Below are 12,348 nucleotides of genomic sequence, written 5' to 3' on the forward strand. Positions count from 1 at the left end.
CCAGCCGGAACGTCCGGGCGGGTGAGGCCGCGGGAGCGGCACTCCGCCGGCCGTGCAGGCGGTCCGCCCGGGGCGGACCGTCGCGACCTGCGGCAACTCCCGACACGGCCGGGGAAGTTGACCGGCGGTGTGGGAAGCTGTGCCCGGCCGGGTACGGACCGGGGCCGTACCGGCCGTGGAGAGGAGCTACGCGTGACACAGGACGGCTTCGAGGCCGTGGCCATCGACACCAGCAGACCGCATCCCGCGCGGATCTACGACTACCTCCTGGGCGGCAAGGACAACTACGAGGTGGACCAGCGGGCGGGCGAGGAACTCGCCGCCGCGGCGCCCGAGGCCCGGATCGGCGTACGGGCGAACCGCGCGTTCCTCCAGCGCGCCGTCCGGTACGTCGTCGGCAGCGGGATCCGTCAGATCCTGGACGTCGGCACCGGCCTGCCCACGTCGCCGAACGTGCACGAGGTCGCCCAGTCGGTGGCGCCGGACGTCCGCGTGGCCTACGTCGACAACGACCCCATCGTGGCCGCGCACGGCAACGCCCTGCTCAGCCGGTCCGGTACGACCCGCATCGTCCTCGGCGACCTGCGGGACCCCCGGTCCCTCCTGGACCACCCCGACGTCCGCCAGCTGATCGACTTCGACCGGCCCGTCGCCCTGCTCCTCGTCGCCGTCCTGCACTTCCTCGCCGACGCGGACCGGCCCGGGGAGATCGCCGCCACGCTGCGCGACGCGCTGCCCGCCGGCAGCTTCCTGGTGCTGACGCACGCCACGGGCGACTTCGCCGACCGCAGCGCCGCCCAGGCCGTCTACACCAAGGCGACCGCCTCCCTGAATCTGCGCACGCGCGCCGGGGTGGAGCGGTTCTTCGAGGGCTTCGAGCTGGTCGAGCCCGGCCTGGCCCAGGTGCCGTACTGGCGCCCGGACACCCCGCCGCCGCCCCGCTCCGAGGAGATCGGCTTCTACGGCGGCGTGGCCCGCAAGACCGTCTGACCTGCCGGGACGCCGGCCGGGCCCGGTCGGCCGGCGGTACCGCGCCCTCCGGCACGAGCGCGTCGATCCGGCCCGCGGCGACCCGCCGCCCCAGCCCGGACCGCCTGCGCCGCCGGACACGGCTGGGAACCGGTGAGGGCACGGCGGTGCCCCGCGAAGAGGCCCGTGTCCGGGTCGGCGCGGCGGACCGGGCGGCCGTGGCCCACGCCGTCGTGCGGCGTCCAGGTGCGGTTGTCGCCGTGCGGCGTCCGGCTCGGCCCGTGTGCCGGGCAGGCCCGGTGGCGGTCGGTGCCGGCCCGGCCGGTGAGGTCCGGGCCGCCGTGCGGGCTGTCGGTGCGGTCGACGGTCCGAAGAGGTGCGGGACGGCTCCGGGCAGGTCCGGCCCTCTGGTCGACAGACGGGGCGCAGGTCCCCGGGCAGGCCCGGCTGCACGCCCCCGGCCCGGTGACCGCATAAGCTCGGCGGATGGCGAAGTACTTCGACGTGCACCCCGACAACCCGCAGCCCCGCAGCATCGGCCAGGTCGCCGACGCGGTCCGCTCGGGTGCGCTCATCGCATATCCGACCGACTCCTGCTACGCGCTCGGCTGCCGGCTGGGCAGCCGGGACGGCATGGACCGGATCCGCTCGATCCGCCGGCTGGACGACCGGCACCACTTCACGCTCATGTGCCGGGACTTCGCGCAGCTCGGCCAGTTCGTCCGGGTGGACAACGACGTCTTCCGGGCCGTGAAGGCGTCGACGCCGGGCAGCTACACCTTCATCCTGCCAGCCACCCGCGAGGTGCCGCGCATGCTGCAGCACCCGAAGAAGAAGACCGTGGGCGTGCGCATCCCCGACCACGTGGTCACCCAGGCTCTGCTGGCGGAGCTGGGCGAGCCGCTGGTGTCCAGCACGCTGCTGCTGCCGGACGAGGAGGAGCCGCTGACCCAGGGCTGGGAGATCAAGGACCGGCTCGACCACGTGGTGGACGCCGTGGTCGACTCCGGTGACTGCGGCACCGAGCCGACGACGGTCGTCGACTTCTCGGGCGGGGAGGCGGAGATCGTCCGGCGGGGTGCCGGGGACACGAGCCGCTTCGAGTGACCCCGCGGGTCACCCGGTGCGGCGGCGCGAACGGGCCGTGACAGCATGGCCGTAGCCGCGGCGCCGGGCGGGCGTTCCGCCGCCCGCCGCCTGTTCCCGAGGGAGGGCCTGCTCACCATGACCGATGTCCGGGCGACCACCGTCGACATCCCCACCGAGGACGGCGTCGCCGACGCCTACCTCGTCCATCCGGCCGACGGCCGTCCCCGTCCGGCCGTCCTGTTCTACCAGGACGCCTACGGCCTGCGCCCGCACCTGCGCGCGATGGCCGACCGGCTCGCGGGCGCCGGTTACACGGTGCTCGTGCCGAACGTGTTCCACCGCCTGGGCCGGACGCCGGTCGTGGACCTGCCCGGGTTCATCGACCCGGGTGCCGACCCCACCATCTGGGAGCGGCTCGGCCCGATCCTGTCCGCCCTGACGCCGGACCTGGTCAGGCGGGACGCGGACGCCTTCCTGCGGTGGCTGGCCGACAGCCCGTTCGCCGCGGCCGGCCCGGTGGCGGTCACGGGCTACTGCATGGGTGCCCGGCTCGCGCTGTGGACGGCGGGCGCCCACCCGGACCGGGTCGCGGCGGTGGCCGGCTTCCACGGCGGCGCCCTCGCCACCGACGACCCGGACAGTCCGCACCTCCAGGCCCCGAACATCACGGCGGAGCTGTACTTCGGGCACGCGGACGAGGACCCGTCGCTGCCCCCGGAGCAGGTGGCGCGCTTCGCGGAGGCCCTGACGGCCGCGGGCGTACGGCACACCTGCGAGGTGTACACCGGCGCCCGGCACGGCTACACCCAGGCGGACACACCCGCCTACGACCGGGAGGCCGACGAGCGGCACTGGGCCGCGCTGCTCGACCTTCTCAAGCGCACGTTCTGAGGTCCGGCCCGGCACCCGCCGACCGGCGGGCGCCGGGACCGATCCCGTCCATGTCATTGACATGAACGCATCCCGCGACGAATCTGAGAGCGCTCTCAAGCCGGTACGGACCAATTCCGTACCACCCCGACCCCACACGGAGGTGGAGAGTGCCCCACAGGCTCACCCGGCGCGCGCTGCCCCTGGCCGCCGCCACGGCGCTGCTCGGCGGACTGGTCGCCCTCGGCACACCCGACCGCGCGGAAGCCGCCGTCCCCGACACCATCCCCTTGAAGATCACGAACAACTCGGGCCGTTCCGAGCCCGTCTACCTCTACGACCTCGGCACCCAGCTGTCCTCCGGCCGACAGGGCTGGGCCGACTCGAGCGGTGCCTTCCACGCCTGGCCGGCCGGCGGCAACCCGCCGACTCCCGCACCGGACGCGGCGATACCCGGCCCGGCCGCCGGCCAGTCGACCACGATCCGCGTGCCGAAGTTCTCCGGCCGGATCTACTTCTCCTACGGCCGGAAGCTGGACTTCCGTCTGACCACCGGCGGACTGGTGCAGCCTGCCGTGCAGAACCCCTCCGACCCCAACCGGGACATCCTCTTCAACTGGTCGGAGTACACGCTCAACGACTCCGGGCTGTGGCTCAACAGCACCCAGGTCGACATGTTCTCGGCACCGTACGCGGTCGGGGTGCAGCGGGCCGACGGCAGTGTGAGCAGCACCGGGCACCTCAAACCCGGCGGCTGGAGCGGCTTCTTCAACGCGCTGCGCGGCCAGCCGGGCGGCTGGGCGAACCTGGTCCAGACCCGCTCCGACGGCACCGTGCTGCGCGCGCTGTCCCCCCTGTACGGCGTGGAGACCGGCGCGCTGCCGGCGAACGTGATGGACGACTACGCCAACCGGGTCTGGCAGAAGTACACGGCCTCGACCCTGACCGTCACGCCGTTCGCGGACCAGCCGAACACCAAGTACTACGGACGTGTCTCCGGCAACGTCATGAACTTCACCAACTCCTCGGGCGCGGTCGTCACCAGCTTCCAGAAGCCCGACGCGGCCAGCATCTTCGGCTGCCACAAGCTGCTGGACGCGCCCAACGACAACGTCCGCGGGCCCATCTCCCGTACGCTGTGCGCCGGTTTCAACCGGTCGACGCTGCTGGTGAACCCCAACCAGCCGGACACCACCACGGCCGGCTTCTACCAGGACACCGTGACCAACCACTACGCGCGCAAGATCCACGCGCAGATGGCCGACGGCAAGGCGTACGCGTTCGCCTTCGACGACGTCGGCAACCAGGAGTCGCTGGTGCACGACGGCAGCCCGCGGCAGGCGTACCTGACGCTCGATCCGCTGAGCTGACACGCGGGCGGTCCCGCACCCGGACGGCCGGGTGCGGGACCGCTGTCGTCAGTGCCGGCTCAGCCGGTCGTCAGGGCGGTGTCGTCCACGACGAAGCTGGTCTGGAGGGAGGAGTCCTCCACGCCGTTGAACTTCAGGGTGACCGTGGAGCCCGCCAGCGAGGACAGGTCGAAGGTCTTCTGGGTGTAGCCGGAGGCCGCGTTGACGTTCGAGTAGGTCGCGAGGGTCTTCGAACCGGCGGTCACCGTCAGCTTGTCGTAGGCGGTGCTGCCGGACTCGGCCGTGTCGATGTGCAGGTAGAAGGTCAGGGTCGCCTTGCAGCCCGCGGGGATCGTCACCGACTGGGAGACGCTGTCGGTGTGCGAGGAGCCGTACCCGTCCAGCCAGGCCTTGTAGGAGCCGCCGTGGGCCGCCTCACCGCTGTCGGTGGTGATGACGCCGCTGGTCGCGGTCCAGCCGGTGCTGCCGGACTCGAAGCCGGGGTTGCTCAGCAGCTGCGTCGAGGTGCAGCCGCCGCCGGTCGTGCTGACCGTCCAGCTGAAGGTGGCGGTGCCGGTCGCGCCGGTGGAGTCCTTCACCGTGACGGTGGTGCTGGACGTGCCGGCGGTGGTGGGCGTACCCGAGATCAGACCGGTCGAGCTGTTGATCGACAGGCCGGCGGGCAGGCCGGAGGCGCTGTACGTCAGGGCGCCGCTGTTGGTGCTGCTCGCCTGGATCTGCAGGTTCACCGCGGTGCCGACGGTGGAGGACTGGCTGCCCGGGTTGGTGACCGTCACCCCGCTGCTCGGCGGGTTGATGTGGCTGCCGACGTTGATGCCGGCGAAGGCGTTGCCCACCCCGGCGTACTGCGCGGAGTTGGTGCCGTACAGCGCGGCGGCGGCGTTGAGGGCGGCGGTGCGGGCGCCGGCGTAGTTGGTGCTGGACGTCATGTACGTCGTCAGCGCCTTGTACCAGATCTTCAGGGCGGCGTCGCGGCCTATGCCGGTGACGGCCACCCCGTCGGAGGTCGGGCTGTTGTAGGTCACGCCGTTGATGACCTTGGTGCCGCTGCCCTCGGACAGCAGGTAGAACATGTGGTTCGCGGGGCCCGAGGAGTAGTGCACGTCCAGGTTGCCGACGCCGGAGTACCAGCTGTCCGCCGAACCGCCGTCCTTGCTCGGCTTGTCCATGTAGCGCAGCGGGGTGCCGTTGCCGTTGATGTCGATCTTCTCGCCGATGAGGTAGTCACCGACGTCGCTGGAGTTGTTGGCGTAGAACTCCACGCCCGTGCCGAAGATGTCTGAGGTGGCCTCGTTCAGGCCGCCCGACTCTCCGCTGTACTCCAGGCCGGCGGTGTTCGAGGTGACGCCGTGGCTCATCTCGTGGCCGGCCACGTCCAGCGAGGTGAGCGGGTCGTTGTTGCCCGACCCGTCGCCGTAGGTCATGCAGAAGCAGGTGTCGTCCCAGAAGGCGTTCACGTAGGCGTTGCCGTAGTGGACGCGGGAGTAGGCGGCGACGCCGTCGTTGCGGATGCCGCTGCGACCGAAGGTGTTCTTGTAGAAGTCCCAGGTCATCGCGGCGCCGTAGTGCGCGTCGGCGCCGGCGGTGGCGGCGTTGGAGTTGGTGCCGTCGCCCCAGGTGTCGTTGGTCTGCGAGAACAGCGTGCCGGTGCCGGAGGTGCCGTGGTTCAGGTTGTACGTCTTGTGACCACCGCGGGCCCCGTCGTTCAGCGTGTAGGTCGAGCCCGACTGGGTCGTCGTCAGCGTGACCTGGCCGCTGTACCGGGTGTTGCCGATGCCGGTGTCGACCGCCTGGAACCGGTGCAGTTCCTTGCCGGTGGTGGCGTCGGTGATGACGTGCAGCTTGCTGGGGGTGCCGTCGTCCTGGAAGCCACCGATCACCGTCTCCCAGGCGAGCTTCGGGGTTCCGGTTCCGGCCCAGATCACCTTGCGGGCGCTGTCGGTGGTGGCCTTCTCGGCCTTCAGGGCCTTCGCGGTCTTCAGGGCCTTGGTCGCGGCGGCGGCCTTGCCGACGGTCGCGGTGGTGGAACGCACCGTGATCGTGCGCTTGTTGTTGAAGGTGGTGCTCACCGTCCCCTTGGCCAGCGAGGCGGGCGGAGTGTGCACGACGAGGTCGCCGCCGAGGACCGGCAGGCCGGCGTAGGTGCGCTCGTAACGGGTGTGCAGGGTGCCGTCGTTGTCCTTGACGACGTCCCGGACGACCAGCTTCTCCTGCTTGCCGAGGCCGAGGGTGCGGGCGGTCGTGGCGGTGTGCTGCCGGGCGCTCTTGATCAGCGCCTGGTGCTGGGCCGGGCTGAGCTTGGCCTCCAGGCCGCCGGTGCGCAGCGGGCTGGGGTGGGGGGCGGCCGGTGCGGCGGTCGCCGGAACCGCCTGGAGCCCGACGGCGAGGAAGGCCGCGGTGGAGACCAGGGCGGCGCCGACGGTGGCTCGCTTGTGGGGAAGGGGTCTGTGGGGTCTCACTCGTACTCCTCCGGCTGCGGCCGCAGATGGGCGGCCGGTGACAGACGGGCAGAGGGGGTCTGCTGCCCGGGTGAGCTGCGCTGTGCGGGGCCGTGATCCGTGGAACGGTGGGGTGGATCAGCGTGCGCAGGGAGAATGACAGAATTGACCGAGTCATGTCACCGCATGGCGGGTCATTCGAGGGTTTTCCCTACCCGCTCGTGGCCAGGAACCGGGAGGTGGGGGGCGGCCGTTCGTCGTAGGTCGCGGCCTCCCCGCCTTGGCTGGAAAAAGGCACACGAAGACGGCGGTGTACGCGTCGCCCCCCTGCCCGCACCGCGTCGTCCTTGCCGTCGAGCCGGTGGTTCCAGATGCGGACCGCGTGCGGCACCGAGGTGTCGGTCCGCTGGTGCGCGGCCGCCTCGGGTGTCGTGGCCGGACCGGCCATGGGGCTGCCGCCGGCGATGGGTGGCTACACGGGGGCCCAGCGGCTCGCGCCCGAGGCGCGGATCGTCTCCGCCCCTGTCGTGGACGGGGGTGTCGGCGCGCAGCGCGGAGCGGAAGCGCCGCTCCAGCGCCGCGCGGACGCGCAGCAGCTGACAGCGATCCGATGGTGCTCGCCCCCGCCCGGGCGCTGCTCCACTCCTCCGCCGGGGGCGCGGCCGCCTGCGTCGACGCCGACGCGAACGACCCGGAGCTCCTCCTCGCCGTCGCCGCCGGCACCCTCGCCCTCGGCGGCCCACCGCGGCCACGAGCCGGGCGACGAGGGAGCGGGCCTGGTCGTGGCCGGCGACATGGCCGAGGACGTTGCCGCTGCCGTCGGGAGGCCACCCGGTCCTCGACGACGGCTCGCGCCGACCCGGTCGTCGAGCAGGCACGGGCGGCCTGCGACGACAGCGGCGCGCTCCCGTACGACCTGCGCACCGTAGAGGAGATCACCGCGTGCTCCGCCGGCCCGGAACCGGTCGAGCCCGGCGTCGTGCCGGTCACCCGGTGCCGCCCGAGCCCGTGGCCTCGCCGGGCAGGTGGAAGTGTGCCGCGAAGACCGGTCCGGGCAGGGTCGGCTCCCGGCTCACCCGCCCCGGAGACCGTCGCGGAGCACGGAGGCCTGGCACGGAGGCTGGCGCGGAGGCCGTGACGGCCGCCCGGACGGCGACGGCCACCGCCGCTTGACGACCCGGCCGGCGCAGGCGGGTTCCCGCGGTCCGTTCCGTCCGGCAGCAGGGCGCCCCGGGCGCGGTCGGCGCACCGCACGCGAACGGGCCGAGCCGCGCCAGGTGTTGGGCGAGACCCCGGCAGACGGGGTCCGACCGGCGCGTTGTTACCGTGCACCGCGTGTCTGACTCCTCACGCGATACCGCACAGGGCGCCGGCTGGGGCGCGGCCGAACCCGGCTCCTACAAGCGGCTGATGCCGGACCACGTCGAGAAGCTGTCGTGGCTGAACCCCCGGATCCTGTGGGCCGCCCGCAACGGCGTGCTGGCGTCCTGGTTCGGGGACCCCACCGGCCGCACCCGCAGCCGCTGGGTGGCCCGGCGCGCGGCCGAGGGGGCGCCCGCCGACAAGGTGATCCGGCGGGACGTACCGGAGCGGTTCTCCTTCATGGTCATCGGGGACACCGGTGAGGGCGACGACTCGCAGTACGCCGTCGTACCCGGCTTCCTGAAAGTGGGTCAGGGCACCGAGTTCGCCGTGATCGCCAGCGACGTCGTCTACCCCGTCGGCAGCGCCGACGACTACGGCGACAAGTTCTTCCGCCCCTACCAGGACTACCCCGCGCCGATCTACGCGGTGCCGGGCAACCACGACTGGTACGAGGACCTCGGCGCGTTCATGCGCGTCTTCGGCGCCGGCACCCCGCCCCTCGGCCCCGAGCCCCGGCCCCGCCCGCTCACCCGCGCCTGGTGGCGCTCCCTGCTGTGGCACCGGCCGCGCACCACCGACGGTGAACGGCTCGCGGAGACACGGAAGTTGCGGTCGGCGCCCGGGCAGCAGGCCGAGCAGCCGGGCCCGTACTGGGCGATCGACGCCGGCCCGGTGCGGATCGTCGGCATCGACACCGGCCTGCTGGGCACGGTCGACGCCGAACAGGGCGCCTGGCTGCGCGAGATCTCCCGGGGACCCCGGCCGAAGATCCTCGTCACCGGTTCCCCGCTGTACGTCGACGGCGAGCACCACCCCTGCCCCGTCGAGGGCGGCGGCACGGTGGACGACATCGTCCGGGACCCCGACCACCACTACGTGGCCGCGATCGGCGGTGACATCCACAACTACCAGCGCTACCCCGTCGACGTGGACGGCCGGACGATCCAGTACGTCGTCGCGGGCGGCGGCGGGGCGTTCATGCACGCCACGCACACCATCCCGCGGGTGTCGGTCGCAGACGTCACCGAGCGGGAGTTCCGCTGCTACCCGCTGCGCGGCGACTCGCTCGCCTTCTACAGCCGGCTCTACGGCCGACGGCTGCGCCTGCGCCGCTTCTTCACCCTCAGCGAGTCCGAGGCGACGGCCGTCGTCGCCGAACGGCTGGGCATCGAGCCGACCCGCGCACCCGGCCCGGACACGCGGGTCACCCGGCGCGCCCGCCTCGTCGCGAGCCTGCTGGGGACCGGCGGCCGCCCCGATCGCGCGTCACGCTTCCGGCTTCCGGTGCGCAAGCTGTACACCCAGCTGTTCTCGCCGTCGTCCGCCACCTACAGTCCGCCGTTCTTCAAGTGCTTCCTGCGGCTGGACGTCACCCCTGAGCAGATACGGCTGCGCTGCCACGCCGCGACCGGCAACCGTGCCCAGGAGCTGGAACCGCCGGTCGAGGACGAGGTCGTCATCCCGCTGAAGTGATCACACGGTTGTCACACTCGCCTGCGAGAATCGGGGCGAGCCGACGCGGAACCGTTGGAGGAGCCCATGCCGTCCCCTGCCCGCCCGCTGCGCAAGCTGGGCTTCCTCACCATCGGCCTGTTCGACCCGGCGGACCCGGGCCGGGGCCACGAGTCCACACTGGAGATCATCGAGCTGGGCGAGCGGCTCGGCTTCGACAGCGCCTGGGTCCGCCACCGCCACCTCCAGTACGGCATCTCGTCCCCGGTCGCGGTGCTGGCGGCGGCCTCCCAGCGCACCCACCGCATCGGCCTGGGCACCGCGGTGATCCCGCTGGGCTGGGAGAACCCGTTGCGGCTCGCCGAGGACCTGGCGACCGTGGACATCCTGTCCGGCGGCCGTCTGAACCCGGGCGTCAGCGTGGGCCCGCCGACCCACTACGAGCAGGTCGGCAAGGCCCTCTACCCGGACACGGCGGACGCCGAGGAGTTCGGGTACGAGCGGGTGCGGCGGCTGCTGGACTTCGTGCGCGGGGAGCCCGCCACCGGCTTCAGCGGGGTGGAGGGCTTCGAGGCCTACTCGAACGTGGTGCAGCCGCAGTCCCCCGGGCTCGGCGGGCGGATGTGGTACGGCGGCGGCAGCCTCGCCTCGGCGCGCTGGGCCGGTGAGCACGGCATGAACTTCCTGACCAGCAGCGTCGTCAAGGCCGGAGACGGCGACGGGCCGCCGGACTTCGCCGGGATCCAGCTGTCCCACATCCGGGAGTTCCGGGCCCACCACCCCGACGGCGAGGCGGCCCGCGTCTCCCAGGGCCTGGTGGTGATCCCCACCGACTCCGCGAGCCCCGCACAGCGCGCCAGGTACGAGAGGTACGCGGCCGAGCGGCTCCCCAGGACCGCCTCTCCGCAGGGCCCGGCGCGGCTGCTGTTCGCGCCGGACCTGGTCGGCACCTCGGCGGAGATCGCCGAACGGCTGCACGCGCACGCCGCGTTCCGTGAGGTGGACGAGGTGGCCTTCGCGCTGCCGTTCAGCTTCGAGCACGAGGACTACGTACAGATCCTGACGGACATGGCGTCCGTGCTGGGCCCGGCGCTGGGCTGGCGGCCCGCCTCCTGACCACCGGCGGCCCGCCTCCTGACCGCCGGCAGCCCACTGCCTGCCGTCAGCGGGACGTTCCCCGCCGGGGGACGGTGAACTCCCGTATCACCGTGTTCCGGAACACGGCCGGGCCGCCGATGGTGAACAGCGCCAGGCGGTCGTCGACCAGGTACGGGAACACCTCGGCGGAGTGCACGTACCGGCCGTCGTCCACGAACACCTCGACGGACGTCCGGTCCACGAGGACGCGCAGCCGGACCCGGCCCGCCGACGCGTCGAACGGCGTGCGGCTCTCCTGCCGGGTGCCGCCGGTGTCGGGGTTGACGGTGCCACGCCGGTTGAGGAAGGCGTAGTCGCCGTAGACCCCGGCGTCGATGTGGCGTCCGCCGTCCGGGGAGCGGCGCACCTGGACGCCCGCTCCGGTGAGCCGGGACCAGGTGATCTCCGTGCTCAGCTCGTAGGAGACGCCGGTGTGGTCCAGCAGGCGGGTGCCGTCCACGGTCAGGTCGCCGAGGCGCAGGGTGCGCGAGACGTACCCGTCGAGCGCGGCGACCGGGCGGGAGGCCAGGTAACAGCCGTCGGAGGAGGACTTCTTCAGGGTGATCTCGCGGACGATCGAGTCCGTGCCGTTGAAACCGTCGCTGTCGATCGTGGGGGTGGTGTGCGCGTAGGCCCAGTTGTTGAGCCAGCCCACGGCGTAGCGCCCCGCGGGGTCCGGTGAGCCGTCCGCATGCCGCTTCTCGAAGGTGACCGCCGCGTACCAGTCCCAGCCGTGGTCGAGCCACTGCGGATCCGCGGAGTCGGCCGTGAACGCACCGCCGTCGAACGAACCCGTCCAGTACGCGTAGGTGGGGGGCCGGCCGGAGCCGGTGCCGTCCGCGGCGGCGCCCAGCACCCACTTCGCCGTGCCGTCGTCGGCGGTGATGCGGAACAGGTCGGGGCATTCGAGCACGCCGAGGCCGTCCTTGACGAAGCCGCCCGCGTACGTCCACGACCTGAGGTCGAACGAGTGGTAGAAGCCGATCTTGTTGCGTTCGGCGAGGGCCATCACCCAGCGGTCGTGGTCGTCGTCCCGGATCACCTTCGGGTCACGGAAGTCGGCCACACCGGGGTTGGCGAGGACCGGGTCGGTGCCGTGGGGGGTGAACGTGCGGCCGCCGTCGGTCGAGTAGTACAGGAACTGCTCCTGGTGGTCGGTGCCGCCGCCGGGTGACATCGTCACGACGGCGACGACCGCGCCCGCGCCGAAGCCGGCCGTGCCGCCGGTGTCGACCACCGCCGAGCCCGACCACACGTCCCCGTTGACGGTCGTGTCCTTGGGCACGGCGATGCCCCGGTCGGTGAAGGAGACGAGGTCGGTGCTGGTCGCCAGCCGCCACGCGGTGCCCTCGACGCCGTCGAGGTAGTCGGCGTTGTAGAGGTAGTAGCAGTGGTACTCGCCGTCGATCCAGACCGGGCGCTGCGGGTCGTTCTTCCACTGGTCGGGGACGGTGAAGTGGTAGTCGGCGCGGTAGCGCGCGCATCCGGCCGCCGGTCCGGTCCCGGGCCTCGCCCGGGCGGGCACCGCGGGCAGCAGCGCCGCGCCGGCTCCGGCGGCGGTCGAGGCGAACAGGGCTCTTCTGCTCGGGCCGTGCGTCATGGATCGTCCCCTCCTGACGGGTCGTCGGCTCCCAGGACTGTAGACCTAACTCGTTAAA

At 72.5% G+C, this 12,348-nt stretch carries 8 protein-coding genes and 3 pseudogenes; 7 read left to right on the plus strand and 4 right to left on the minus strand.

Features of this window, described 5'->3' with window-relative positions; genetic code table 11:
• Positions 1–192 precede the first annotated feature (192 nt).
• From ACZ4VF_RS22125 to ACZ4VF_RS22140, 4 genes are all read left to right on the plus strand, one after another.
• Entirely contained in the window at positions 193–990 is a 798-nt protein-coding gene (locus tag ACZ4VF_RS22125) for an SAM-dependent methyltransferase (RefSeq protein WP_467927938.1), read from the plus strand.
• Positions 991–1,455: 465 nt separating this feature from the next.
• On the plus strand, positions 1,456–2,076 hold the full coding sequence (locus tag ACZ4VF_RS22130; protein ID WP_467927939.1) for an L-threonylcarbamoyladenylate synthase: 621 nt from the start codon (positions 1,456–1,458) through the stop codon (positions 2,074–2,076).
• Between the two features lie 117 nt (positions 2,077–2,193).
• Complete coding sequence (locus ACZ4VF_RS22135; protein WP_467928004.1) at positions 2,194–2,949, plus strand: dienelactone hydrolase family protein; 756 nt, start codon at positions 2,194–2,196, stop codon at positions 2,947–2,949.
• Positions 2,950–3,098: 149 nt separating this feature from the next.
• A complete protein-coding gene (locus ACZ4VF_RS22140; RefSeq protein ID WP_467927940.1) occupies positions 3,099–4,298 on the plus strand; it encodes a glycoside hydrolase family 64 protein in 1,200 nt (399 codons plus the stop codon).
• A gap of 59 nt (positions 4,299–4,357) precedes the next feature.
• Here ACZ4VF_RS22140 and ACZ4VF_RS22145 read toward each other — a convergent pair whose 3' ends face one another.
• Positions 4,358–6,757, minus strand: a complete 2,400-nt coding sequence (locus ACZ4VF_RS22145; protein ID WP_467927942.1) for a M4 family metallopeptidase — start codon at positions 6,755–6,757, stop codon at positions 4,358–4,360.
• A gap of 279 nt (positions 6,758–7,036) precedes the next feature.
• Positions 7,037–7,184, minus strand: a pseudogene (locus tag ACZ4VF_RS22150) (SAM-dependent methyltransferase); the annotation flags it as partial.
• Between the two features lie 162 nt (positions 7,185–7,346).
• Between ACZ4VF_RS22150 and ACZ4VF_RS22155 the strand changes: the two are divergent.
• Positions 7,347–7,403 (plus strand): annotated as a pseudogene (locus ACZ4VF_RS22155) (hypothetical protein); the annotation flags it as partial.
• Between the two features lie 337 nt (positions 7,404–7,740).
• Here ACZ4VF_RS22155 and ACZ4VF_RS22160 read toward each other — a convergent pair.
• A pseudogene (locus tag ACZ4VF_RS22160) lies at positions 7,741–7,899 on the minus strand (cystathionine gamma-lyase); the annotation flags it as partial.
• A gap of 172 nt (positions 7,900–8,071) precedes the next feature.
• On the opposite strand from ACZ4VF_RS22160, the gene ACZ4VF_RS22165 reads away from it, so the two are divergent.
• Positions 8,072–9,574, plus strand: coding sequence for a metallophosphoesterase family protein (locus ACZ4VF_RS22165; RefSeq protein WP_467927943.1), 1,503 nt, complete (start codon positions 8,072–8,074; stop codon positions 9,572–9,574).
• A 66-nt stretch (positions 9,575–9,640) separates the two neighbouring features.
• Positions 9,641–10,669 (plus strand): LLM class flavin-dependent oxidoreductase, encoded by a 1,029-nt coding sequence (locus tag ACZ4VF_RS22170; protein WP_467927945.1) that lies wholly within the window; start codon positions 9,641–9,643, stop codon positions 10,667–10,669.
• 46 nt (positions 10,670–10,715) lie between these two features.
• On the opposite strand, the gene ACZ4VF_RS22175 is transcribed toward ACZ4VF_RS22170, so the two are convergent.
• Positions 10,716–12,290 (minus strand): glycoside hydrolase family 32 protein, encoded by a 1,575-nt coding sequence (locus ACZ4VF_RS22175; RefSeq protein WP_467927946.1) that lies wholly within the window; start codon positions 12,288–12,290, stop codon positions 10,716–10,718.
• Between the last annotated feature and the right edge of the window lie 58 nt (positions 12,291–12,348).

The sequence above is a fragment of the Streptomyces sp. NPDC029151 genome, from assembly GCF_055564315.1.